Source organism: Bacillus sp. DB-2 (assembly GCF_003315125.1).
Classification (GTDB): domain Bacteria; phylum Bacillota; class Bacilli; order Bacillales; family Bacillaceae_G; genus Bacillus_A; species Bacillus_A mycoides.
Genome location: NZ_QNRN01000006.1, coordinates 204,998 through 228,916, shown reverse-complemented (window position 1 = coordinate 228,916; position 23,919 = coordinate 204,998). Strand labels below are relative to the sequence as shown.

General features: G+C 34.7%; 25 protein-coding genes and 1 pseudogene. 4 read left to right on the top strand and 22 right to left on the bottom strand.

Features of this window, described 5'->3' with window-relative positions:
- Positions 1 to 13: 13 nt before the first annotated feature.
- The 6 genes from pfkB to gabP all read right to left on the bottom strand — a co-directional run bounded on the left by pfkB (position 14) and on the right by gabP (position 5,839).
- On the bottom strand, positions 14 to 925 hold the full coding sequence (gene pfkB, locus DET63_RS12600; RefSeq protein ID WP_113936891.1) for a 1-phosphofructokinase: 912 nt from the start codon (positions 923 to 925) through the stop codon (positions 14 to 16).
- Positions 922 to 1,674 carry a DeoR/GlpR family DNA-binding transcription regulator gene (locus DET63_RS12595; RefSeq protein ID WP_113936890.1) on the bottom strand — a complete coding sequence of 251 codons (753 nt, stop codon included), beginning with the start codon at positions 1,672 to 1,674 and terminating at the stop codon, positions 922 to 924. Before DET63_RS12595 ends, pfkB begins: the two co-directional genes overlap by 4 nt.
- Positions 1,675 to 1,832: 158 nt before the next feature.
- Complete coding sequence (locus tag DET63_RS12590) at positions 1,833 to 2,996, bottom strand: iron-containing alcohol dehydrogenase (protein ID WP_113936889.1); 1,164 nt, start codon at positions 2,994 to 2,996, stop codon at positions 1,833 to 1,835.
- A 117-nt stretch (positions 2,997 to 3,113) separates the two neighbouring features.
- Positions 3,114 to 3,656, bottom strand: coding sequence for a DUF420 domain-containing protein (locus tag DET63_RS12585; protein WP_000228316.1), 543 nt, complete (start codon positions 3,654 to 3,656; stop codon positions 3,114 to 3,116).
- 316 nt (positions 3,657 to 3,972) lie between these two features.
- Positions 3,973 to 4,311 (bottom strand): hypothetical protein, encoded by a 339-nt coding sequence (locus tag DET63_RS12580; protein WP_078175321.1) that lies wholly within the window; start codon positions 4,309 to 4,311, stop codon positions 3,973 to 3,975.
- 133 nt (positions 4,312 to 4,444) lie between these two features.
- Positions 4,445 to 5,839 (bottom strand): GABA permease, encoded by a 1,395-nt coding sequence (gene gabP, locus DET63_RS12575; protein WP_000360102.1) that lies wholly within the window; start codon positions 5,837 to 5,839, stop codon positions 4,445 to 4,447.
- A gap of 270 nt (positions 5,840 to 6,109) precedes the next feature.
- On the opposite strand from gabP, the gene DET63_RS12565 reads away from it, so the two are divergent.
- Positions 6,110 to 7,192, top strand: a complete 1,083-nt coding sequence (locus DET63_RS12565; protein ID WP_002087965.1) for a chitinase — start codon at positions 6,110 to 6,112, stop codon at positions 7,190 to 7,192.
- A gap of 54 nt (positions 7,193 to 7,246) precedes the next feature.
- Here DET63_RS12565 and DET63_RS12560 read toward each other — a convergent pair whose 3' ends face one another.
- Positions 7,247 to 8,458: a M20 family metallopeptidase gene (locus tag DET63_RS12560; RefSeq protein ID WP_113936888.1), complete on the bottom strand. Its 1,212-nt coding sequence runs from the start codon at positions 8,456 to 8,458 to the stop codon at positions 7,247 to 7,249.
- 124 nt (positions 8,459 to 8,582) lie between these two features.
- Complete coding sequence (locus tag DET63_RS12555) at positions 8,583 to 9,476, bottom strand: metallophosphoesterase (protein ID WP_113936887.1); 894 nt, start codon at positions 9,474 to 9,476, stop codon at positions 8,583 to 8,585.
- A 196-nt stretch (positions 9,477 to 9,672) separates the two neighbouring features.
- Here DET63_RS12555 and DET63_RS12550 point away from each other — a divergent pair, with 196 nt between their 5' ends.
- Entirely contained in the window at positions 9,673 to 10,488 is an 816-nt protein-coding gene (locus DET63_RS12550) for a formate/nitrite transporter family protein (protein ID WP_113936886.1), read from the top strand.
- 140 nt (positions 10,489 to 10,628) lie between these two features.
- A complete protein-coding gene (locus tag DET63_RS12545) occupies positions 10,629 to 10,901 on the top strand; it encodes an HU family DNA-binding protein (RefSeq protein ID WP_002033657.1) in 273 nt (90 codons plus the stop codon).
- Positions 10,902 to 10,920: 19 nt separating this feature from the next.
- Here DET63_RS12545 and DET63_RS12540 read toward each other — a convergent pair whose 3' ends face one another.
- From DET63_RS12540 to DET63_RS12495, 10 genes and pseudogenes are all read right to left on the bottom strand, one after another.
- Positions 10,921 to 11,400 carry a GNAT family N-acetyltransferase gene (locus DET63_RS12540; protein ID WP_002033656.1) on the bottom strand — a complete coding sequence of 160 codons (480 nt, stop codon included), beginning with the start codon at positions 11,398 to 11,400 and terminating at the stop codon, positions 10,921 to 10,923.
- Between the two features lie 217 nt (positions 11,401 to 11,617).
- On the bottom strand, positions 11,618 to 14,038 hold the full coding sequence (locus DET63_RS12535; protein WP_113936885.1) for a heavy metal translocating P-type ATPase: 2,421 nt from the start codon (positions 14,036 to 14,038) through the stop codon (positions 11,618 to 11,620).
- A 95-nt stretch (positions 14,039 to 14,133) separates the two neighbouring features.
- Positions 14,134 to 14,340 (bottom strand): copper chaperone CopZ, encoded by a 207-nt coding sequence (gene copZ, locus DET63_RS12530; RefSeq protein ID WP_002066751.1) that lies wholly within the window; start codon positions 14,338 to 14,340, stop codon positions 14,134 to 14,136.
- 197 nt (positions 14,341 to 14,537) lie between these two features.
- Positions 14,538 to 14,840, bottom strand: coding sequence for a metal-sensing transcriptional repressor (locus DET63_RS12525; protein ID WP_002014668.1), 303 nt, complete (start codon positions 14,838 to 14,840; stop codon positions 14,538 to 14,540).
- A gap of 386 nt (positions 14,841 to 15,226) precedes the next feature.
- On the bottom strand, positions 15,227 to 15,454 hold the full coding sequence (locus DET63_RS12520; protein WP_000849103.1) for a hypothetical protein: 228 nt from the start codon (positions 15,452 to 15,454) through the stop codon (positions 15,227 to 15,229).
- A gap of 259 nt (positions 15,455 to 15,713) precedes the next feature.
- On the bottom strand, positions 15,714 to 16,661 hold the full coding sequence (locus DET63_RS12515) for a cation diffusion facilitator family transporter (protein ID WP_113936884.1): 948 nt from the start codon (positions 16,659 to 16,661) through the stop codon (positions 15,714 to 15,716).
- Positions 16,662 to 16,715: 54 nt separating this feature from the next.
- Positions 16,716 to 16,947, bottom strand: a pseudogene (locus tag DET63_RS30930) (ferredoxin).
- A gap of 55 nt (positions 16,948 to 17,002) precedes the next feature.
- A complete protein-coding gene (gene gpmA, locus DET63_RS12505; RefSeq protein ID WP_113936883.1) occupies positions 17,003 to 17,710 on the bottom strand; it encodes a 2,3-diphosphoglycerate-dependent phosphoglycerate mutase in 708 nt (235 codons plus the stop codon).
- A gap of 66 nt (positions 17,711 to 17,776) precedes the next feature.
- Positions 17,777 to 18,151, bottom strand: a complete 375-nt coding sequence (locus DET63_RS12500; RefSeq protein WP_113936882.1) for an ArsR/SmtB family transcription factor — start codon at positions 18,149 to 18,151, stop codon at positions 17,777 to 17,779.
- A 153-nt stretch (positions 18,152 to 18,304) separates the two neighbouring features.
- Positions 18,305 to 19,381: a helix-turn-helix transcriptional regulator gene (locus DET63_RS12495; RefSeq protein ID WP_113936881.1), complete on the bottom strand. Its 1,077-nt coding sequence runs from the start codon at positions 19,379 to 19,381 to the stop codon at positions 18,305 to 18,307.
- A gap of 91 nt (positions 19,382 to 19,472) precedes the next feature.
- Here DET63_RS12495 and DET63_RS12490 point away from each other — a divergent pair, with 91 nt between their 5' ends.
- A complete protein-coding gene (locus DET63_RS12490; RefSeq protein WP_113936880.1) occupies positions 19,473 to 20,162 on the top strand; it encodes a class I SAM-dependent methyltransferase in 690 nt (229 codons plus the stop codon).
- Positions 20,163 to 20,206: 44 nt separating this feature from the next.
- Here the strand turns inward: DET63_RS12490 and DET63_RS12485 are convergent, their stop codons facing one another.
- Genes DET63_RS12485 through DET63_RS12470 form a run of 4 tightly spaced genes read right to left on the bottom strand, consistent with a single transcriptional unit; the run spans position 20,207 to position 23,897 of the window.
- Positions 20,207 to 21,025 (bottom strand): alpha/beta hydrolase, encoded by an 819-nt coding sequence (locus DET63_RS12485; protein ID WP_113936879.1) that lies wholly within the window; start codon positions 21,023 to 21,025, stop codon positions 20,207 to 20,209.
- Positions 21,026 to 21,040: 15 nt separating this feature from the next.
- On the bottom strand, positions 21,041 to 21,859 hold the full coding sequence (locus DET63_RS12480; protein ID WP_061688527.1) for an ABC transporter ATP-binding protein: 819 nt from the start codon (positions 21,857 to 21,859) through the stop codon (positions 21,041 to 21,043).
- Positions 21,860 to 21,874: 15 nt separating this feature from the next.
- Positions 21,875 to 22,897, bottom strand: coding sequence for a FecCD family ABC transporter permease (locus tag DET63_RS12475; protein WP_113936878.1), 1,023 nt, complete (start codon positions 22,895 to 22,897; stop codon positions 21,875 to 21,877).
- Entirely contained in the window at positions 22,890 to 23,897 is a 1,008-nt protein-coding gene (locus DET63_RS12470; protein WP_002087983.1) for a FecCD family ABC transporter permease, read from the bottom strand. Before DET63_RS12470 ends, DET63_RS12475 begins: the two co-directional genes overlap by 8 nt.
- Between the last annotated feature and the right edge of the window lie 22 nt (positions 23,898 to 23,919).

Here is a 23,919-nt window from a genome sequence, read left to right as displayed (position 1 = left end):
ATGCTGCTTCCCCCTATCGCTTAGCTACAATTACTTGCGACAATAATCCTTCTACTTTTTCCTTTGTACATAAATCCGCCGAGAATGCTGTTGCACTTCCTGTTGCAACACCATATTGAAATGCTTTTTCAATATCTTTTGTCTGTTCATATTTACCTACAAATCCAGCAACGAGAGAATCTCCTGCCCCAACCGAATTAATTACAACACCTTTCGGAACAGTTGCTTCATATATACCTTCTGCCGTAAATAATAAAGCTCCATCTCCTGCCATTGATACGATAACGTGCTCTACACCTTGTTCGATTAATTTTCTTCCATACGGTAATATGTCTTCTACGGTTGAAAGCTCCACTCCGAATAACTCACCAAGTTCATGATGATTTGGCTTTATTAAAAACGGCTTATTTTTAATTACATGCTGCAGTGCACTACCGCTTGCATCTACCACTACACGAATACCTTTTTCCGCTCCAAACTCTGCGATTGATTCATAAAATGTATTTGGAATAGAAGAAGGTACACTTCCAGCTAGTACAACACAATCTCCAGATTGCATACTTTCGATTTTTTTCATCAATTGTTCAAATTGCTCATTTGTCACAATAGGACCTTGTCCATTTAATTCTGTTTCTTCTTGCCCTTTTATTTTCACATTAATTCGAGAATCTCCATCTACTTGGACGAAGTTTGTTGTTACACCTTCATCATGCAATACATCTTTAATAAATTGGCCTGTAAATCCACCCGTAAATCCAAGCGCTACATTTTCAACACTTAAACGATGAAGAACACGAGAAACATTAATCCCTTTTCCTCCAGGAAACTTCATATCTTTCTCTGCTCGGTTTACTGTTCCTAAATCGAAAGAATTAACTTGTACTACATAATCAATAGATGGGTTTAAAGTAACTGTATAGATCATTGTTTATCAGCCTCAATTACATTGGTTTGTCTTTTATATTTTTCTAAATCAATTTCTAAATGGTTTGTAATAATACTTGCATCTTCAACATTTGCAATTTTCGCAAACGCAACTTCTGAAAACTTACTTTCATCAATTAAGAAATATCCTTCGTTTGCTAATGTTAATGCCATTTGTTTTAAGAGTGCCTCTTCTGGATCTGGCGTTGTAAAACCAAGCTGTTCATGTACACCATTCGCTCCTAAAAAAGATTTATCGAAGCGATACTTCTGCATACTTTCCTGTGCCATAGCACCAATTAAAGCTTTCGTCCTACTCTTCATCATCCCGCCCAGTAAATATGCACGAATATTATTTTCAACTAAAGCTTCAATATGCATAAGTCCATTCGTAACGACTGTAACATCTTTATTTATTAAAAATGGAATCATTTCAAATGTTGTACTTCCTGCATCTAAATAAATACAATCACCTTGTTCAACAATGTTAGCCGCATACCTCGCAATTTGGTGTTTTATTTGAATGTTTTTGGATGATTTTTCAACCATCGTTGGCTCTTGTCCTTTTCCTGTTAAAACAGCAGCACCACCGTGAACTCTTTTTAATAACCTTTGCTTTTCCAATTGCGCTAAATCACGACGAATTGTTGATTCAGAGCTTTCTGTTCTTTCCACTAATTGTTGTAATTTAACAACCTTCTGCTCTTTTACAAGTTGCAATATCATTTGATGACGTTCAGGAGTTAACATTTTATTCACCTCTTCTTTGATTACAGTATAATGAAAACGATCACAAAAATCAACCACAAACATCCAAAAATAATCATTATCAATCAAAACCGGTTATAAACAACAAAAAAGAAACCTATTTGATACAGCAATCAAATAGGTTTCTTCTCTCGCTTCACTTATAAAGAAGCTTTATAAATTGCAAGAACATCATCTTTATTTAATTTTTTAAAGTTACCGAATTCACCATAAGCCATCGCTTTATCCGCCATTAAGTCAATTTCACTTTCTCTAATAGCGTAATCAGCTAATGTTACTGGAGCTTCAATTGAAGTCCAAAATTGACGTAACGCCTCAATTCCCTCTAACGCAACCTCTTTATCTGTCTTCCCATCTGTTTCTACATCGAATACACGAATAGCGAACTGTTTAAAGCGACTCACATTTTCATCTATAACATGCTTCATCCAATTCGGGAATAAAATTGCGAGTCCGCCCCCATGCGGTATGTCATGAACAGCAGAAACTGCATGCTCAATATTATGAGTTGCCCAGTCTCCTTTTACTCCCATCGCTAAAATGCCGTTTAACGCCATAGTACCGCAATATAAAATTGTTTCCCTATGCTCATAATTTTCTAGATCACTTAAAAGCTTAGGAGCTGTTTCAATTACTGTTCTTAAAACAGATTCACAATAACGATCTTGTAATTCTGTATTCATGCCGTGATGGAAATATTGCTCTAATACGTGCGACATAATATCGACCATACCATAAATCGTTTGATCTCTCGGCACAGACGAAGTATGTAGTGGATCTAAAATTGAAAACTGAGGGAATGTAACTGGACTGCCCCAGCCGTACTTTTCATTCGTTTCCCAGTTTGTAATTACAGATCCTGCATTCATTTCAGATCCTGTTGCTGCAAGCGTAAGCACAGTACCAAATGGTAACGCCTCGCTAGCAAATGCTTTTTTCGTTACAATATCCCACACATCTCCATCATACTTACTACCAGCTGCAATCGCTTTCGTACAGTCGATTACACTTCCTCCGCCAACCGCTAAAATAAATTCGACTCCATTGTCTTTACAAATTTGAATCCCTTTCTTTACAGTTGATAAACGAGGATTCGGTTCAACACCTGTCAATTCAAACACTTCCGCATTTATATCCTTTAAAATAGAAATTACATTATCATAAATACCGTTTCTTTTAATACTGCCTCCTCCATATACGAGAAGAACTTTCTTACCGAACTGTGGAATCTCAGTTTTTAACTGCTCTAATTGTCCTTTACCAAAAATAAGTTTTGTTGGATTACGAAATACAAAATTTTGCATATACCTTTACCATCCCTTCCATATGAAAAGCAACTATACTTTTGTATACCACACTTTTTTAATTTCACAAACAAATTTGCTTAACAAAAAAATCCCAGCCTTAAAGGCTGAGATTTTTTATTGATAATAAGGCGAGATCATTAAGTAAACAATAACCCCAGATAAACTTACATATAACCAAATTGGCATCGTCCAACGTACAATTTTACGATGACGTGTTAATTGATTTGTAAAACCAAATACAAGTGCAAACAATGCAAGTGGTACAATAATTGCTGCAAGGATAATATGTGTAATTAAAATGATGAAATACACATATTTAATGAATCCTTCTCCGCCAAAATGTGTTGCTGGCGCCAAGTAATGATACGATAAATAAGAAACACAAAATAGCAACGTCGTTGTAAATGCTGCTAGGATGAAACCACGGTGCATTTTCACATTCTTCTTAATAATAGAGTATAAAGCTGCTAATAAGAATACGAACGTAAAGCTATTAAAAATTGCATTTAACATTGGTAAAATTGTTACATCAAAATGTACTTCTCCTTCATAGCCAACAGGTCCAAAGAACAAAAATAAAATAATCGCATTTACAATTACAGAAAGCGTTATCACAATAGGAGCATAGCTTTTCTGATTCGTTGATTGATCCACCAAAATGGTCACTCCTCTTCCTTCAAATATGTATACGTAACCTCACTATTTTAACATATTATTCACAGTGTAAATGTGACAATAGTTTGACACAGTAAGACAGGGCAAAGAAAAAACCCTTCTTAACAATACTTCTTAAGAAGGATTTTATCGCTTTATTATTCAAATAGCAATGCGATTAGTTTTTGTTAAAAAACGTACTGCTATACGCTTGATATATTTCAGACACTTGATATCCCATTAATGAAATTGCTGTTAATGAAAAGAAACCAATCATAAGAAATCGAAACCACATATAAATCTCCTCCTTGTATTTAGCTTAAAAAGCAGTCGCTATATTACAAGTTGAGTGGCACTCTTCATCGTCACTTTCCTTTTTCTTTACAATTGCTGTTATAAATCGAATCATAAAGAAAATCACAAAAGGAAATTGTTCGTAATTTACCTTGGCATAGTTTGGCAACGGCTCGCGCTGCACATCGAACGGAGATGAGAAGGAATAGAACATACCTTGCTCTTCCATATATACAATTACAATTTTCATACAAAACATTATTCCTAGAAATGAAACAATATCTTGCCATTCTGTCGTATATAAAAAGTTATACAGCTCTAATACGTACTCTTCCATCGTCATCCCCCCTTCCTTTTTTACCATTTTGCTCGCCTTCATATAAAAAGTCAAGAAAAAAGTTTATATTCACTATGACAATAGTAATTACTTGTTTCTATGATTATATATGATTCTTTTATAGCAATGATTGGGTGTAATTCTCTTCTAAAACAAGAAATTAGAATCGAACAGATTCCTCATTCTTACTTTTAGGATTCAACAATGTACTATTTTTATTTCTATTAAAAATAAAATAAGAAATTATTATAAGAACAGTAACAAGCATTGTTAAAAGCGCTTGTGAACGTAAAGATTCAATTGCGAGCATGGCAACTAAAACTGCTATAATCGCAGCAATTGTAACATATGTTACATATGGAAAAAGCCACATTTTCACTTTCAAATTTTGTTGTTCCGCTTTCCCCATTTTTTTACGTATCTTGAAATGTGAAACTGCTATAACGAGATAAACGAGTAACGCAATCCCGCCAGATGCATTCACTAAAAATAAAAATACTTTATCTGGAGATATGTAACTAAAAACAACTCCAATGTAAGCAAAGAAAGTTCCAAATAAAACCGCCCGAACTGGAACACCACTACTGTTCAATTTCAAAAATGCCTTTGGCGCATCTCCTCTTTCTGCCATTGAAAAAAGCATTCTTGAGTTCGTATATAAACCCGAATTTAAACAAGAAAGTACAGCTGTTAAAACGATAAAATTCATAATTTGCGCTGCCGCTGGTATCCCTATATGTTCCAGTACCGCCACAAATGGGCTTTTTAGTATGTTCGCCGAATTCCACGGAAGGAGTGTAACAACTACAGCGATCGATCCAATGAAAAATACGAGAATACGCCAAATTACACTATTTGTTGCTGTTTTGACTGCCTTTACAGGTTCGGCAGACTCTCCAGCGGCCACTGCAACAATCTCAGATCCCATAAATGAAAATATAACGACGGTGATTCCAAGTAACACCGAACTTATACCATTTGGCATAAATCCTCCTTGACCTACCAAATTCGAAGTGCCAGGTGCTTCCGTTCCTGGTACAAATCCTAAAATAACAGCTAGTCCAAGACAAAGGAACAAAACAATACTTATTACTTTAATAAATGAAAACCAATATTCAAATTCTCCAAATGATTTCACCGAGAAAACATTCGTCAACGTTAATAAAATCGTTAATATTAAGCTTAATAACCAGAGTGGGATTTCTGGAATCCAGTATTGAATAATACCAGCACCTGCTGTAGCTTCTATTGCAATAACAATTACCCAGAAAAACCAATATAGCCACCCAATTGTATAACCTGCCCATGGACCAATTGCCTCTCTTGCATATGTTGCAAATGAACCACTTGTCGGATTAATAGCTGCCATTTCTCCTAGCATTCTCATAACGAAAATAACTAGAAGTCCTGCTAATGCATATGAAACGATAGAACCTGGACCTGCTGAATGCACAACCGCACCACTTCCAACAAACAAACCAGCTCCTATTACGCCACCAATGGAAATCATTGTAATGTGGCGTATTTTGAGGTCTTTCTTAAGATTTTTATCCAACTCTTGTACATCCCCTTCCAAACTTAATTTTGAAATTTATGTAAGAGTATTATGTGAAAAATCTTATCCTATACTTTAAAATATATCAAAATATTCTGAATTTAACAATCGTAATTCGACCTCCTTCAAAAATTATTTCATTAGGTTTAATAATTTCCCATACACAATTGTTGAGAAAATTATAGTCACCTTACAAAAGAATGAATTTTCAGATATCATTGAATAAACAAGATTATACATCTAGACAACTTTTTGTATAGGAGTGTTGATATGTTAAACAAGTTTAAATTCATTTGTTGTACTTTAGTAATTTTCTTACTGCTACCGCTAGCTCCCTTTCAAGCACAAGCAGCAAACAATTTAGGGTCAAAATTACTCGTTGGATATTGGCATAACTTTGATAACGGTACTGGCATTATTAAATTAAAAGATGTTTCACCAAAATGGGATGTAATAAATGTATCTTTCGGTGAAACTGGTGGTGATCGTTCCACTGTTGAATTTTCCCCTGTGTATGGTACAGATGCAGAATTCAAATCTGATATTTCCTATTTAAAAAGTAAAGGAAAAAAAGTAGTTCTTTCAATAGGTGGACAAAATGGGGTCGTTTTACTTCCTGACAATGCTGCTAAACAACGTTTTATTAATTCCATACAATCTCTAATCGATAAATACGGTTTTGATGGAATAGATATTGACCTTGAATCAGGTATTTACTTAAACGGTAATGACACTAATTTTAAAAACCCAACAACTCCTCAAATCGTGAATCTTATCTCAGCAATTCGAACGATTTCAGACCATTACGGTCCAGATTTCCTATTAAGCATGGCTCCTGAAACAGCTTATGTTCAAGGCGGCTATAGCGCATATGGAAGCATCTGGGGTGCATATTTACCTATTATTTACGGAGTGAAAGACAAACTAACATACATTCACGTTCAACACTACAACGCTGGTAGCGGGATTGGAATGGACGGTAATAACTACAATCAAGGTACTGCAGACTACGAAGTCGCTATGGCAGATATGCTCTTACATGGTTTTCCTGTAGGTGGTAATGCAAATAACATTTTCCCGCCTCTTCGCTCGGATCAAGTCATGATTGGACTTCCTGCAGCACCAGCGGCCGCTCCAAGTGGCGGATATATTTCTCCAACTGAAATGAAAAAAGCTTTAGATTATATCATTAAAGGAATTCCTTTCGGAGGAAAGTATAAACTTTCAAATCAGAGTGGCTATCCTGCATTCCGTGGCCTAATGTCTTGGTCTATTAATTGGGATGCAAAAAACAACTTTGAATTCTCTAATAACTATAGAACATATTTTGATAGTCTTTCCTTGCAAAAATAATAAAAAACAACAATAGGTTTTATATGACCTATTGTTGTTTTTTATTTATGTAAATTACTTTTTCACTTCTACATGATGAAGAAATTCTTTTCCATCTCTTGAATAACTATTCACAAGACTTAAAAGCAACTTCCCACCAACCAACATCGCACGTTCATCAAAATCGAATTGAGGATGATGGTGTGGATATGTTGCCCCTATTTCTTCATTACCGGCACCTGTGAAGAAAAATGCTCCTGGAACATGTTCTAAGTAGTATGCAAAATCTTCTCCGCCCATAATAGGTGGTACTTCCATGACCCTTTCTTTGCCAAGATCGTGTTCCGCAACCGTCATAAAATGACGTGTTTCAGCTACATGATTTATTAATATTGGATAGCCTCGTTTATATTGAATATTAACTTCAGCATGAAGGGACTGACAAATCCCCTCAACAACTCGTCTAAATTCCTTCTCCATATATTCTCTCACTTCAGAATCTAACGTTCGAATGGTTCCTGTAAACGTAGCAGTATCCGCAATAATATTATCGGCTTGCCCGGCATGGAATGTACCAACTGTTAAAACTGCTGATTGAAGTGGATCGACTTTTCTACTCACTAAAAGTTGCAACTGATTAATAACTTGTGTTGCAACGATAATAGCATCTACAGTATGATGTGGCATACCGCCGTGACCACCTCGCCCTTGAATCTTCACTTCAAAAGTATCAGCTGCCGCCATCATTGCTCCAGCTTTCGTTCCAACAATTCCTAAAGGCATCTGAGAAGATAAATGTGTACCAAAAACAACATCTACTCCTTCTAAACAACCATCCTCAATCATGGCAATTGCTCCGCCAGGCTCTTTCTCTTCTGCATGTTGATGAATAAGGACTATTTTTCCTGAAAGTTGGTCTCTGTTATCACTTAATATTTTTGCAACTCCTAAAAGTGTTGCTGTATGTCCATCATGGCCACAAGCGTGCATTACACCAGGAACCTTTGATTTATATGAAACTTTCTTTTCATCTTGAATAGGTAGTGCATCAAAATCAGCACGTAGCGCCATCGTCTTCCCAGGTATTCCACCTTCAATTACGCCGATTACCCCTCTTCCCCCGACATCTGTTTTCACATCAATATGAAAACTTTTTAAAATTCCAGCTATTTTTTTCGGTGTTTCTATTTCTTGAAACGATAGCTCTGGGTATTGATGAAAATCTCTTCGCCACGAAACCATTTGATTATATAAACTTTCCAATTCTTTATGCCATGTTTCTATCATAGAAATTCCCCTTTCTTTTTAACAGTTTAAATAAAAAATACATAATATTCTGTATTTAACCAATAAAAAAAGAGAACTTTCTTTAAAAGTACTCTTAATTCTTCAAAATATTAAACGTTCTACTTCAGTCACTACTTTGCTTCAATACAAATAGTGAAAGTTCCGGTACACTCAAAAATCTAACAGGCATTCGGGTTGTCCCAATACCTCGATTTACATATAAATGTAACGGCTTACTCGTTCCTTCTAATTCATACATACCTTCAACATGAATCTCAGCTAGTTTTGTAGTAATTAAAGGACCTACAAAAGGAATTTGAACTTGTCCTCCGTGACTATGTCCTGACATTTGAAAATCGACTGGATAACGAGATACTTTATCTACAACATCCGGCTCATGTATTAATAGCATATTGAAATCTTGCTGTCTTAAGTTTTTTAAAGTCGAGTCTATTTGTGGCTTCCCTAATAAAAAATCATCCAAACCTGATATTGTAATATACTTGCCGTTTTCCGCTTTAATTTTCTGCACTTCATTTACTAACACAGAAAAACCAGCTTCCTCCATATACTTTTTGTAAAATAAACTACCGCCCCCACCTCTATCATGATTCCCAAACACAGCATATTTTCCTAGGGGAGCTTTAATTTTCTGCAAAATAACCTTTGCTTCTTCTCTTTCCGCACTATAGGATCCAAACTTATCTATTAAATCTCCTGTAAAAACTACTATATCTGGATGTAATTCATTCATCTTCTCCACCAAATTTTCTAGTTGTTTCAATGTAAAATCTGGTCCTAAATGTACATCTGAGAACTGCAATATTTTTTTATTATTAAACTCTTTAGGAATTGTAGGAGCTTCTATTTCATTCCACGTAACTGTTACTAGTCTTCTTTCTATTTCAGTCGCATAGAAATACAAACTTACTGGTATCATTAATATACTTATGAAACTAATAATAAATATCTTTACGATTGATTTTTTTCGTTCTTTTTTTACATGATGCGTATTCATGTTTTCACCTCTAAAATCACTTTAAATCCTTATTGTTACATTAATGTGACAACATGAACAATGTTCGTTATATCCAATTTCATCCCCACTCACTTTGACAAATTTATACAGAAGTCATATCATATTTTTATCATACATAGATTCTTTAAAATGTTTCTTCTATTCATTCCATCATTCTATTGAGGAGAGGTTATTCATGTCTGTATTTACACCAGAAGAAATTACGGAACTTGCTGCTAATTCTGGAAGAAAAAAAGCTCATTTATCATTGCTCCCTATGCTAATTCTCGGTTTTTTTGGTGGTGCTTTCATAGCATTAGGATATTTACTTGATATCCATGTTATCGGAACAATGCCAAAATCTTGGGGATCATTTACTAGCTTTTTAGGTGCTGCCGTATTCCCTATCGGTCTTATACTCGTTATCCTTGCAGGCGGTGAATTAGTAACTGGCAACATGATGACCGTTTCAATGGCATGGCTTCACAAAAAAATCGACTTATTTCACTTCATACGAAATTTAGTTATTGTTACGTTTAGCAACTTCATAGGTGCTATATTCGTCGCTTATTTTTTTGGTCATATCGTCGGCTTAACGGAGGGAGCTTTTTTAGCAAAAACAGTTTCTATTGCACAAGCTAAACTACAAGATACACCACTGCAAGCCTTCATTTCTGCAATCGGGTGTAATTGGCTCGTTTGTTTAGCTGTTTGGCTCAGTATGGGAAGTAAAGAATTTATCGGAAAGATTGTCGGTATTTGGTTCCCTGTTATGACTTTTGTTGCGATTGGATTTCAACACGTTGTAGCCAATATGTTTGTCATCCCAGCTGCAATTTTTTCTGGTCATTTAACTTGGGTTAAATATTTTCCAAACTTCATTTTTGTTTTCTTCGGAAACTTAGTAGGGGGTATGTTATTTGTAGCATTACCTTATTTCATATCTTATAATAAGAAACTACCTTCCAATAAAGAGCAAACTGCATTAAAGAAAAAATCTGTATCCGCTTAAATTGAATGTCTATAAATTGGTCCTAAAAAATATTACAAATTTCATTTTTTTTACGAATATATGTGCGTACACTTGTTCTCGAATGTTTTATACGTTATAATAACAACTTAAATAGCATTATTTACATATGAGGTGAAAACATGAATAAAACAGAATTAATCAAAAACGTAGCACAAAACGCTGAGATTTCTCAAAAAGAAGCTACTGTAGTTTTACAAACTGTAGTAGAATCAATCACTAACTCTTTAGCTGCTGGCGAAAAAGTACAACTTATCGGATTCGGTACATTCGAAGTTCGTGAAAGAGCTGCTCGTACAGGCCGTAACCCACAAACGGGTGAAGAAATGCAAATCGCAGCTTCTAAAGTACCTGCTTTTAAAGCTGGTAAAGAACTAAAAGAAGCTGTAAAATAATGAAAAATCGCCTTCTCATTTATGAGAAGGCGATTTTTTTCATGACATAATTAATAAAAATTTGACCATTATGCTGCTTATTTTGTTCCTTTATGCAAATAAAACCTTTGCTTTCAAAGAAAGGTTTTGCTGTAATACTCGCCTCTGTATATATATCCCTATGCTGCAAGTTCACTGCTTCTTTTTCTAACTTCTGTAGTATGTATGATGCTATCCTTTTTCCTTGATAATCTTTATGCGTAAATAAGCGATCTACGTAATGATCATCATTATAATCCCCAAATCCCACTATCACACCTTTATAATCAGCAACGTAACAAATATTCTTTTCTAAAGACTGTAGCCATCTCTCTCTATCTAGTCGCTCTGGGGCCCACGCCTGTAGCTGTAACTCGTTATAATCTTTTGCATTCACCGTATGAACCGTTTCATAGAACAATTGTAATACTTGCTCTAAATCCTCTTTCTGGAATGTTCTAATTTTAATATCTTTAAACATATGTAAAACTCCTTATCAAACTAACTCTTTTATTTCGGTTATTCCGATAATTATTTCGTGTTTATTTTCGAAACAGTTTCTACCACTATATATGATTCTACTTCTGCTCTTTCTATATTATATCGACTTTTCTTTCTAGACGAACAATAAACAATACTTATACAAAGTATTGTTTATTGTAAAAAGCATATTAAATTCGCTTTATAGCTGGAAGTGTTTAAGATTTCAATTTAACTCTTTGTAATCTTAATGCATTTAATACGACTGATACAGAGCTAAATGCCATTGCTGCACCTGCAACCCAAGGAGCTAAGAAACCGAGCGCCGCAATTGGAATTCCTAGGCCGTTATAAGCTAACGCCCAGAATAGATTTTGCTTAATATTTCTAATCGTCATTTTACTCATAAAAATTGCATCTGCAATACTATTTAAATCGCCACGGATTAACGTAATATCTGCCGCTTCCATTGCTACATCCGTTCCGGTTCCAATTGCCATACCGATATCCGCCGTAGCCAGTGCAGGAGCATCATTTATTCCATCTCCAACCATTGCTACTTTCTTACCTTGCGCTTGCAGTTTTTTCACTTCTTCTGCTTTTCCTTCTGGTAATACTTCTGCAATTACGTGATCAATACCAACTTGCTTAGCGATTGCCTGAGCAGTTTGTGTATTATCTCCTGTAATCATAACAACGTCTAGACCCATTTTCTTAAGTCTTGCGATAGCTGCTTTTGAAGTATCTTTTACAGTATCCGCAACAGCCACTATACCAGCATATTCTTTATTAATCGCAATAAGCATTGCTGTTTTTCCTTCTCGTTCTAGCGCTTCCATCGATTTAGAAACTTCTTCAATATCAATATCGAATTTCTTCATTAATCGACGTGTACCAATTAATAATTGTTTCCCTTCTACAACTGATTCGATGCCGAATCCCGGAATCGCTTCAAATGTTTCTGAACTTGGGATAACAATTTTCTTTTCTTTAATTCCTTCTACAATCGCTTCTGCAAGTGGGTGTTCAGAATTTTTTTCTGCTGCACCGACTAATTTTAATATTTCCTTCTCTTCAAATCCATCTGCTACAATTATATCCGTTAATACCGGCTTTCCATTTGTCACTGTACCCGTTTTATCTAAAATAATCGTATCTAATCGATGCGTTGCTTCTAAATGCTCTCCACCTTTAAATAAAATACCGTATTCAGCTGATCTTCCTGATCCAGCCATAATAGATGTAGGTGTCGCAAGACCTAAAGCACACGGACAAGCGATAACAAGTACTGCTATCATTTTCTCAAGTGCTCCGCCAAAATCACCAGGTGTAACAAATAGCATCCACACTGCAAATGTGATAATAGCAATCACAACTACAACCGGTACGAAAATACCTGAAATTTGATCTGCTACCCTTTGAATAGGAGCTTTTGAACCTTGAGCCTCTTCTACTACTTTAATAATTTGAGCTAATGCAGTATCTCTTCCTACCTTAGTTGCTTTCACTTTTAAAAAGCCATTTTTATTTATTGTAGAACCGATTACTACGTCCCCAATTGTTTTATCAACCGGAATACTCTCGCCTGTTAACATCGATTCATCTATTGCTGACTTTCCTTCTACAATTTCCCCGTCTACCGGGATTTTTTCCCCTGGTTTCACATAAACGATATCACCGGCTACCACTTCTTCGATTAAAATTTTTATTTCTGTTCCATCTCGTACAACAGTAGCGGTTTTCGCCTGTAGTCCCATTAATTTTTTAATTGCTTCTGACGAGCGTCCTTTTGCTTTCGCCTCAAATAATTTACCTAAAATAATTAATGTAATAAGTACTGCGCTCGTTTCAAAATACAAGTCTGTCATATGTTCCGAAGAACCAATCGACCTAATACTTAAATACACACTGTAGAAATATGCTGCAGACGTTCCAAGTGCCACGAGAACATCCATATTGGCGCTTTTATTACGTAACGCTTTATAAGCTCCAACATAAAACTGCCCACCAATGATAAACTGAACTGGAGTTGCAAGAGCTAGCTGCACCCAAGGGTTCATAAGCATATCAGGTAAATAAATAAAAGATGTAAATGAAAAATGACTCACCATTGCCCACAATAACGGAAATGATAAAATAAACGAAAAAATAAACTTCTTCTTTTGTCGCTCAATTTCTTTTAAGCGGTGATCTGTTGATGAATCTTGCTCATCTGATTTTACTTCTAATTTATATCCTAACTTTGTAATCGCGCTCTTCATTTCATTTACATTAATTTCATCAGGATTAAAGTCAACTGTAGCCGATTCTAAAGCAAAATTTACTGTTGCTTTATTCACACCTTCTAGCTTATTCAAACGTTTTTCTACTCTATTCGCACATGCTGCACATGTCATTCCCGAAACAGTAAACTCAGCTTTATCACTTACAATTCCATATCCTAACGATTCAACTTTTTCTTTAAATTGTTGCGGATTAGTTTTAGTTGGATCGTATATAATTTTTGTTTTTTCAAGTGCAAAATTTACATTTGCATCTTGCACACCTTCTACTTTTTTAAGACCTTTTTCAATTCTATTTGCACATGCTGCACATGTCATTCCTGATATTTGAAGATTGGCCTCTTTTTGTTCATTCATGTCTCTCACCTCTATATACCCTTATAAGGTATAATTATTAGAAAAATAAATCGTACTTCGTTTAAAGTACGATTTATTTCCGTATCTAAAAATAATTATTGAACATCATATCCTTGATCTTCAATTACAGCAACGATATCTTTTAACGTTACAACTGATGAGTCGATAGTAACTTCAACAGTTCCTTCTGATAATTGAACTTTCACTTGTTCAACACCGTTTAGTTCTTTCACGCTGCCTTCGATAGAATTTACACAATGTCCACAAGACATACCTTCAACTTGTAATGTTAACTGTTCCATTTAAAATCCTCCTCTTGTTTCTTCATTGTTTGTTAACCACAACTACATCTTACCATACCCCCCTAAGGTAATCAATGGTTTTGTATCATGATTTTAATTCTTTTCTAAAATCTTTATTTTTTTGCTCCAATTATGAATTTATATATCTTCTCCTATATAAACAAAAAGCCAAGCTAATATTCAATTAGCTTGGCTTTTTATGCTTTTGAAAAACGTTCAAATACTGTCATTAATTCTTCAATTGCTTCGTCACCATTACCATTTTTAATAGCTCCTGAAACACAATGACTCGTATGATTTTTTAAGACACCCATTCCTACTTTTTTCATCGCTGCATTAATCGCAGAAATTTGAACTAAAATATCCACGCAATAACGATCATTTTCAATCATATTTTGAATACCACGGACTTGGCCTTCAATTCTCTTTAATCTATTTATAATTTGTTCTTTTTCTTTTTCTGATCTATGTGTTACTGATTCATGGTCCTTATGATCCATATTATCACCTTCTTAAAGTTTCTCTTCATCCAATAAAACAATTGCTTTTATGAGTATACCAATTATATCATCAAATATCTATGTATGATACCCCATATGAGTATATTTTCGCTTTATGATTATTCTTAACACATCATTAGCTTCTCAATCTCAATTAATATGATACCCTTTCTTTTTTTCAAAAAAACATTTCATCTCCCATCAAAACTCAATAAGGTGAAACTTTAATCACCCCTCACCAATCGAGCTTTTACAGGTAGCTAATGCGGGATAAAATGAAACAATAATAAGCGGGATTGTCCATTCCCCACTTATTATTCGCCCACAAATATAAAAGCCTCAATCTTCACACATTTAAATCGAGGCTTTTTTCTTCCTATATATAATTATTGCTGATCACATACTTTTGTATCATTCACTACTGAAGTTCCTTCAACGGTTACCGTATGAAAACAGTCATTTACACGAACTGTCACAACATTATCTTGCCGATCAATGATATGATATTCATTAAAATTTTTATTCAGAGCACTGCGAATTTGTTCTCCTTCATAAATTGGAATGCCATGTGATAAAACCCAAATAAGCCCAGCGATAGCAAGAATAGTTTTCATACGATCTACCTCCTTGAGAATATAGTGAACTTTAAATCCGCTCTTTTTCAGCTTTACTAATCATAAATTGAATTAACCAAGCCCTTTTGGAAGTAAGTTCATTTCGTCTATTTTATGTTTATGCTAATTGTGACCGAATTGTGACAACTTTTTGTCTGTTTAGACGAAAAGTTGAAACAAAACTTTCAAAAAGGAAAATTCTACTTGAACAAACGAAAGGCTATGGAGAATTTCCCCATAGCCTTTCGTTTGCATTTTATTAGACAATCATTTCATTATGTTTAATGTTAAGTGTTTCAATTTGAATTGTAGCATGTTCAATATGGAACTCTTGCTTTAAGATATTAATAATATTTTGAAGGACTTCTTGATCATCTTGTTTTTTATCAATCATTACATGGACGCTTAATGCATCTAATCCAGATGTAATTGTCCAAATATGAAGATCGTGTATATCACGTACACCTTTTACTCCTTTAATAGCTTTCTTAACTTGTTCTATTTCAATTGAAACAGGTGTACCCTCCATAAGTATATGAATGGAATGTTTTGTTACTCCCCATGCACTCTTTAAAATCAATAGAGCTACAACTACTGAAATAATTGGATCTGCAATATACCATGAGAATAATGACATAAGTACACCAGCTACTAATGCGCCAACTGATCCTAAAGCATCCCCAAGAACATGTAAATATGCGCTACGTAAATTCACGTTATTTTTTACATCACCTTGTCTCATGAGTGCCCATGCACTAATTAAATTTGCTAGTAAACCAATTGATGCGATTAACATCATTGGGCCACTTGCTACAGTTGGTGGTTCAAAAAAACGACCAATTGCTTCCCATACGATAAGCCCTGCTACAACAAATAATGTAATTCCATTAATTAATGCTGCTAATATTTCAAAACGATAATATCCATATGTTTTTGTAGAAGTAACCGTTCTAGCTGCAAGTCCTATTGCAATTAAACTTAATAATAATGAACTTGTATCACTTAACATATGTCCTGAATCAGATAATAAGGCCAAACTATTTGTAACTAGTCCTCCAAAAAATTCAAGGAACATAATAGTTGCTGTAATTACTAAAGCTGTAATTAACCCTTTTCTATTCCCTTTCCTGCTCTCCTCAAAATGATGATGTCCATGCGAATGCCCGTGAGTATGTCCATGATGTTGGTGACCTTGATGATGTCCCATATAAATTCCTCCTTTTAATTTTGTTTTGTCTTTAATAATTCCTCTATTGAATTTTCACTTATTTATAAATGGCTCTTTTCTTACCTGAATCGAACTTGTTGGACAGCCGTCACTTGCCGCCAACATTGCTTTCAAGAAAGTTTTTGGGATTCCCATTATTCCTTGATTGTTATCTAATGCACTAAATGATTTCCCTCTTCCATCTAATTGATATATCAGGTGCTATAGAAGTACATAATCCACATGACTCACAATTCTTTTTATTTACGACCGTATAATGTAACAATATAAATCACCTCCATTATAAATATACAATACATCGGTAGGGTATATTAAAGTGTTTATTTTATACAAATTTCCCTATTCAAATAATAATGGTCTATCGGTTTTAAATCATTATCCAATTCATAAACCAATGGTGTTCCTGTTGGAATGTTTACATTCTCTATATCTTCATCTGACATTTGATCTAAATATTTTACTAAAGTACGTATTGTATTTCCATGTGCTGCAATAATTACTTGTTTACCAGCTTTTACATTAGGAGCTATCTCTTCATCCCAATATGAAACAACTCGTTTCTCTGTATCTTCTAGATCTTCTGTAAGAGGAAACTCATGATCTTTTAAATCTCTATATTTCGGATGTGCCGCTTCATATCTTTTGTCATCTTTTGTAAGTGATGGTGGGCGTACATTTGTTGAACGTCTCCATAAAGTTACTTGTTCATCACCATATTTTCTCGCTGTTTCTTCCTTGTTTAATCCTTGAAGCGCACCGTAATGACGCTCATTTAATTTCCATGTTTTATGAACAGGTATCCACATCAAATCCATTTCTTCGAGAGTAATCCATAAAGTACGCATCGCTCTTCTCAAAACAGATGTATATGCTATATCAAATGAGAAACCATTAGCTTTCAGCATTACTCCGGCTTCTCTTGCTTCTTCCAAACCTTTATTGGATAAATCAACATCCGTCCAACCTGTAAACCGATTTTCAACATTCCATTCACTTTGTCCGTGCCGTATTAAAACTAGCTTTACCATACTTATTATCTCCTCTCCTTTTAAAGTTGCATTTTCATAAAGAAGTATCTTTATGAAAATGCATGATTACATATCAAGTTCTTTCTTATTCAGTTCACTACTATGACTAAACGCTAATTCAATTAATCCATTTACGTGAGAATCATCTAATGAATAAAAAACAAGTTTCCCCTCTTTACGCTTTTTCGCTAATCCTATCGTTTGTAATAGCCTTAAGTGATGTGAAGCTGTTGCAATACTGCTATGAATAATACTTGCGACATCTCGTACGCAAAGCTCATTTTCCGTATACAGCGCATAAGCAATTTTCAAACGTGTTTCATCTGCAAATGCCTTAAACATTTTCGCTACACTACTTATATTTTCTTTCTCCAACATGTCACTTGCATGCTTTACTTTTTGCTCATCGTGATAACAAAGTTCACAATGTTCTTCTTTCATAAGTAACACCTCTTATTCAAGTATATATTTGATTATGTATACAGTATACCTTATTAACCAAAAACATTCAAATGTTTATTTGAATGTTTTTGGTTATCCTAAAAAAAATTATAAAAAAAAGAATCCTAAATGACTTTGGATTCTTTTCTATTATTACTTCTCTTTAGAAAAACAAAACTTCGAAAAAACCTCCCATATAAGTTCATTTCTACTACATACCCCTACCTTTTCAAAAATGGATTTAAGATGATCTTGAACTGTATACGTAGAAATATGCAATTCTTCCGCCACGTCTTTTGTTGACATTCCTCTAACAATCCCTACTATCACTTGCTTCTCTCTTTGAGAAAGACTATAAGAATCTGCAATAAGGGGAAAAACTTCTTCCGGCCTCGCTCTTTCAAACAAAACTATATAGCCATCATTACAACTACCGTAACCTTCTAACCTACTCGCGCGAATAACTAAAAATTGTCCACAAGATAAACCAATACCTACCATTTCCCCTTCATCTGCTGCTTCCCTATTAGATTCGTTGGCTTTCACTCTTGAACAAACCGCACGTATTGGCCTTGGAACGTCATCTTCATTCAATTGTTCATATGTTCTAAGAGTGGATAGCCATGCCTTTCCATTTTGATCCCAATATAGTAGGTCAAATTTTTCATTTAATATAATCGTACCCGTTCCTACTACTTCCACTTGTTCCTCTGAACATGTTATAAATGATTTTCTTAATGTATCTCCCACAATAGAGCTTATTTTTGATAAATACTCACATTCATTTTGTTGAAAAGATACTCTTGTATTATCTCGAAACAAACTTAAGTGTCCAAAACATTTTCCTTTACTCATACAAACCACTCTTACTTCATCTATAAAACCGGCTGGTTTTAAAATATTTCGATACCTAGCGCTTTTTATCGGATTATCATTTGTGACAATACGTATCGCGCCAACATGGGGGGCCTTTCGTGCTAAATCTTTAAATTTGTTGTAATCATCCTCTAAAAATTCATTCATAAATAACTGCGAATGCAGCTGTTCAATTATTCGATCTGTATATGCCCCGGTTGATAAAAATGTGCGTGGGTCTATAGCGGTGAAGCAGGAAGCATCAAATGGAATTAACTTTTTTAATATATTTAAAAACCCTTTTTGGAATTGTCTAGTTGAGCTTTCGCTTTTCATTAACACTGTTATTTCTTTCGTTGCCTGTTCATAAATCATCTTTATTCCCCCCAGATTTATGGGATTGTTTCCTCTAACCATTTCATTTCATAATAAAGTGAAACTTTATTGTAAAAGAGGAGGTTAAAAAATGAGCTGGAATGATTGTACTGTACATACGTATGAACGAACAATTCCGTTGAAAATCCCTGGATATTTTACCCTATATGAAATCATGAATCATTTCTTATTTACTACACTCCCTAAAGAAAATATGAATCCAAAGTTACTAGTTATAGGTGCTGGTGGTGGACAAGAAATTCTCTCAATAGGCAAACAAAATAGCAACTTATCTTTTACAGGTGTTGATCCATCTGAAAGCATGCTACAGCTAGCTAAAAAAAGAATTGAAAGCGAAGGCATACAAAATCAAATTCACTTTGTACATGGAACTGTCCATTCATTATTAACCAATCCATTATTTGACGCTGCTACTTGTATGCTTGTTCTTCATTTCATCCCAACTATTAAGGAGAAAAAAGAGCTTCTTAATGAAATTAGTAGTCGCTTAAAACCTGGTGCTCCATTCTTTCTCTCTACAATAAATGGTGTACCCCATACAAGTATGTTTTCTGCACAATTGAATGCTTGGCGCAACCACATGATGCAAAATCAAATTCCATTAGAAGATTGGAACCGATTTGAAAATTCTTTTGAAACAGAAATATTTCCTATTTCCGAAACGAATCTACTAGCTATCATGGAGGAATGTGGATTTACTCAAATCGATCGCTTTTTCACAAGCCTTTTAATTGATGGATACGTAGCAATAAAACAATAATGAAAAAAGGTAAGCAATTGCTTACCTTTTTTCATATACATCTTCTACACTTGACTAATAAATCTCAATCCTTTACTTAAAGATGTCGGCACAACAGATGCATGATTCTCCCCTTCAGCTTCATAAAACATAAACCTAAACTGATCGTGTTTTACTTGGAGAAGGCGCTCTGATAATTCGTTTGCACCTACAACCATATGCTCTCGTTCCAATGACCCAACTGTAAGGAATACTCCCGTTTCAACCTTAGCATTGTTTAATTCATTTATAAGATTCTTTTCTTTTTCAAGCACGGATTGGTTATTCCACCAAATAGATGGACTACTTATAAAATAATTTTGAAAGGCATTTACGCTTGTGAATAGTATATGTAAAGCAAATAGACCACCTAAAGAATGTCCAAATAACGTTTGCTTTCCTTTATCAATCTCAAATTCCTTTTCAATTTGTGGTTTCAATTCTTCTTCAATAAAAGTAAAGAAGTTATGTGCTCCCCCTGTTTTAGGCCACGGTTTACCGTCCGGTTTTAACGGGGCATCTTTTGAAATTACGACAGGTGTAAGATCATAACATCTTTCTTCTCCTGAAAATGCGCCTTCAATTGGATAACCAATACCTACTATAATTGCTGGTGACACACCTGTTTTTTCTGCTCTTACCGATTGTATTTTAATAGCTTCATGGAACGTTTGGAAAAAGGCGTTCCCATCTAATACATATATAATAGGATAACCAGAATCCGGTGCTGGCTGCTTCGGTTTTGAAATATGAATTTGATACTCACGATTCTCTAATGTCGAATACATTTTCCACTGTTCGGTATTAGATACAATAATTTGTTGTTTTTCAATAGCAGTATTCATTATGCACATCCCCCCTTAACTCGTTACATACATCTCTACTTTTTCCTCTTGAAATACACTATCATAACCGAAGCAAACGGGAGCTCCGTTATATGGATCTATCATGACACGCGCATCGATATGAAATACCTCTTTTAGCACCTCGTTTGTAATAATTTCTATAGGACTACCAGTTGTAATAATGTTTCCTTCTTTCATTGCGATAATTTCATCTGAAAATCTAGCTGCGTGGTTAATATCATGTAATACCATTACGACCGTACAATTATGTTCTTTATTCAGTTTCTCAACGATTTGCAGTACATCTAATTGGTGTGACATATCAAGGTATGTCGTTGGCTCATCTAATAATAAAACTTCCGTCTCTTGCGCTAAGGCCATTGCTAGCCATACTTTTTGTCTTTGTCCACCTGATAAATTCGCAATTTGTCTCGTTCGAAACGCTGATGTTTTGGTAATATCTAATGCCCAATCAATCATTTCTTTATCTTTTGAAGTTAACTTATTCACGTTATTACGATGTGGATAACGCCCATAAGAAACCAACTCTTCTACTTTAATCTCTCCTGGGGCAATCGGGTTTTGCGGAAGCAAAGCTAACTGTTTCGCGATTTCTTTCGTTGAAATCGTATTTAAATCTTGTCCTTGTAAATATACTTTACCGCTTTTTTGTTTTAAAATTCTTCCCATCGTTTTTAATAATGTCGATTTTCCGCATCCATTTGGACCTATAATTGTCGTTACTTTTCCCTTTTGTATTTCCACATTTAAATCGCGAAACACTGTAAGTTTTTCATAATTTGCTTCCAAGTTTTTTGCACTTAAAATATTCACTTATGTTTCCTCCTCTTACGCTTTCGCCTTATAAAGTAAATATAAGAAATACGGTACACCGACAATAGCAATAACAATCCCTACAGGCAATTCTGCAGGCATAAAAATTGTTTTTGCGATAAAATCTGAAGCAATTACAAGTAACATCCCAATTACTCCGCATGTAGGAATTACATATTTATGTTGAATGCCAACAAGTCTTTTGGCTATATGTGGCGCCATTAGACCAATAAATCCAATACTTCCTGAAACAGCAACACATGCACTTACAAGTCCAATACTGCTTAATAATAGAATAGACTTCTCTCTTTCTACTGAAACACCTAGACTTGTAATACTCGTTTCTTCCAATTGAAATAAATCTAGCAAATAAGCTTTCTTTTTTATAATTGGAATTAATATAATAAGCCATGGCAACATTGCAATAATGTATTTCCAGTTTGCATTATATATGCTACCCGAAACCCAGACAGCTGCCATTTCAAAGTCAGTTGCTTTCATTTTCAATGATAAATACATAGAAAACGCTCCGAAACCTGACCCTATTGCGATCCCTGTTAGTAACAGACGCTGTGAATCTAACTTTCCATTTCGCCAAGAAAATATATAAATTAATATAGCCGCGCCTAACCCACCAACTAAGCCAAACATCGGCATCATCATTATAGAAATCCAATCCGTACTCTTTATTTGTCCTTGGAAAAAGAACATAAAAATTACGATTGCAGTTCCTGCACCAGCATTTACTCCTAAAATACCCGGATCTGCTAAACCATTTCTCGTAATCCCTTGAATAACAGCGCCAGCTATCCCTAGACCTAATCCTACTAGGCCAGCAATTATGATTCGCGGCAGTCTAAAATCAAATATAACTAAATCATGTTCTGGGACTGGATCAATCCGAAAAATTGTTCGAAAGACGTCCATAATTGTAATATCAAATGTACCATTCGTTAAGCTAATATAAATGGTACATAAAATTAAAAGTATAATAGTCCCCATAGTCATTACAAAACGCTGATTTGAGCCTTTAAGCATGTCTCTCTCCCCCTCTTGTACGAATTAAATAAAGGAAGAAAGGAATTCCAATTAGAGACGTAACAACGCCTATTGGTGTTTCAAATGGATAGTTTACAAATCTGCTTAACACATCACATAAAGCAAGAAACACACCACCAATTACTCCAGCACAAGGCACAATCCATTTATAATCTACACCGATTAAAAAGCGGGTAATATGAGGAATAATTAGTCCTACAAAACCTATTTTCCCTACTAAAGCAACTGCTGTACCAGTCAGAAATACAACAGATAAAATTGCAGTCACTTTTATAATTTTCGTACGCTGCCCTAAATTAATAGACACTTCTTCTCCCAGTGAAAGGATTGTAATAGATTTTGAAATGAGAAGTGCTAAAATAATACCAACTATACCAAAAGGAATTGCTAATTTAAGTATATTGGGATCTACTTGATCTAATTTCGCGTTGTACCAAAAACTAATATTTTGAGAGACTTGAAAATAAGAAGCAATTGCGGCAGAAAGACTACTTAAGAATGTCCCTATCACGGTTCCTATAATTGCTAATCTTACAGGTGACAATCCGTTTCTAAGCAGTGAACCAAATCCAAAAACAATTCCCGCACCTAATGCTGAACCCAGCATAGAACATAAAATCATGTTGACTGAAGACATTCCCGGAAGGAATACCATACACATTGTAATAACAAAAGCAGAACCATCCGTCACACCCATAATAGAAGGGGATGCAAGATAATTCCTTGTCATCCCCTGCATAAGTGCTCCTGATATGGCTAGAAAAGCTCCAACTAAAAGAGCTCCAATTACCCTTGGTAAACGAGATGTAACAATAATATTATGATTTACATTACTCGAATCAAAATGAAACAATGCATTCCACGTCGTTTCAAAATCGATATTTTTTGTCCCATATAAGATAGATAAAATAACAGTAAGTAAAATACATATGGGTGCTAAGCATAAAATTATCATTGGAAGTGAATTTATTTTCCGCATATCATTCAACGCACCTTACTAA

What these genes read in the sequence shown, in the direction of transcription:
- pfkB (WP_113936891.1), bottom strand. Translation starts at nt 925, where the DNA reads ATGATCTATACAGTTACTTTAAACCCATCTATTGATTATGTAGTACAA.
- DET63_RS12595 (WP_113936890.1), bottom strand. Translation starts at nt 1,674, where the DNA reads ATGTTAACTCCTGAACGTCATCAAATGATATTGCAACTTGTAAAAGAG.
- DET63_RS12590 (WP_113936889.1), bottom strand. Translation starts at nt 2,996, where the DNA reads ATGCAAAATTTTGTATTTCGTAATCCAACAAAACTTATTTTTGGTAAA.
- DET63_RS12580 (WP_078175321.1), bottom strand. Translation starts at nt 4,311, where the DNA reads ATGGTAAAAAAGGAAGGGGGGATGACGATGGAAGAGTACGTATTAGAG.
- DET63_RS12565 (WP_002087965.1), top strand. Translation starts at nt 6,110, where the DNA reads ATGTTAAACAAGTTTAAATTCATTTGTTGTACTTTAGTAATTTTCTTA.
- DET63_RS12560 (WP_113936888.1), bottom strand. Translation starts at nt 8,458, where the DNA reads ATGATAGAAACATGGCATAAAGAATTGGAAAGTTTATATAATCAAATG.
- DET63_RS12555 (WP_113936887.1), bottom strand. Translation starts at nt 9,476, where the DNA reads ATGAATACGCATCATGTAAAAAAAGAACGAAAAAAATCAATCGTAAAG.
- DET63_RS12550 (WP_113936886.1), top strand. Translation starts at nt 9,673, where the DNA reads ATGTCTGTATTTACACCAGAAGAAATTACGGAACTTGCTGCTAATTCT.
- DET63_RS12545 (WP_002033657.1), top strand. Translation starts at nt 10,629, where the DNA reads ATGAATAAAACAGAATTAATCAAAAACGTAGCACAAAACGCTGAGATT.
- DET63_RS12540 (WP_002033656.1), bottom strand. Translation starts at nt 11,400, where the DNA reads ATGTTTAAAGATATTAAAATTAGAACATTCCAGAAAGAGGATTTAGAG.
- DET63_RS12535 (WP_113936885.1), bottom strand. Translation starts at nt 14,038, where the DNA reads ATGAATGAACAAAAAGAGGCCAATCTTCAAATATCAGGAATGACATGT.
- copZ (WP_002066751.1), bottom strand. Translation starts at nt 14,340, where the DNA reads ATGGAACAGTTAACATTACAAGTTGAAGGTATGTCTTGTGGACATTGT.
- DET63_RS12525 (WP_002014668.1), bottom strand. Translation starts at nt 14,840, where the DNA reads ATGGATCATAAGGACCATGAATCAGTAACACATAGATCAGAAAAAGAA.
- DET63_RS12520 (WP_000849103.1), bottom strand. Translation starts at nt 15,454, where the DNA reads ATGAAAACTATTCTTGCTATCGCTGGGCTTATTTGGGTTTTATCACAT.
- DET63_RS12515 (WP_113936884.1), bottom strand. Translation starts at nt 16,661, where the DNA reads ATGGGACATCATCAAGGTCACCAACATCATGGACATACTCACGGGCAT.
- gpmA (WP_113936883.1), bottom strand. Translation starts at nt 17,710, where the DNA reads ATGGTAAAGCTAGTTTTAATACGGCACGGACAAAGTGAATGGAATGTT.
- DET63_RS12500 (WP_113936882.1), bottom strand. Translation starts at nt 18,151, where the DNA reads ATGAAAGAAGAACATTGTGAACTTTGTTATCACGATGAGCAAAAAGTA.
- DET63_RS12495 (WP_113936881.1), bottom strand. Translation starts at nt 19,381, where the DNA reads ATGATTTATGAACAGGCAACGAAAGAAATAACAGTGTTAATGAAAAGC.
- DET63_RS12490 (WP_113936880.1), top strand. Translation starts at nt 19,473, where the DNA reads ATGAGCTGGAATGATTGTACTGTACATACGTATGAACGAACAATTCCG.
- DET63_RS12485 (WP_113936879.1), bottom strand. Translation starts at nt 21,025, where the DNA reads ATGAATACTGCTATTGAAAAACAACAAATTATTGTATCTAATACCGAA.
- DET63_RS12475 (WP_113936878.1), bottom strand. Translation starts at nt 22,897, where the DNA reads ATGCTTAAAGGCTCAAATCAGCGTTTTGTAATGACTATGGGGACTATT.
- DET63_RS12470 (WP_002087983.1), bottom strand. Translation starts at nt 23,897, where the DNA reads ATGCGGAAAATAAATTCACTTCCAATGATAATTTTATGCTTAGCACCC.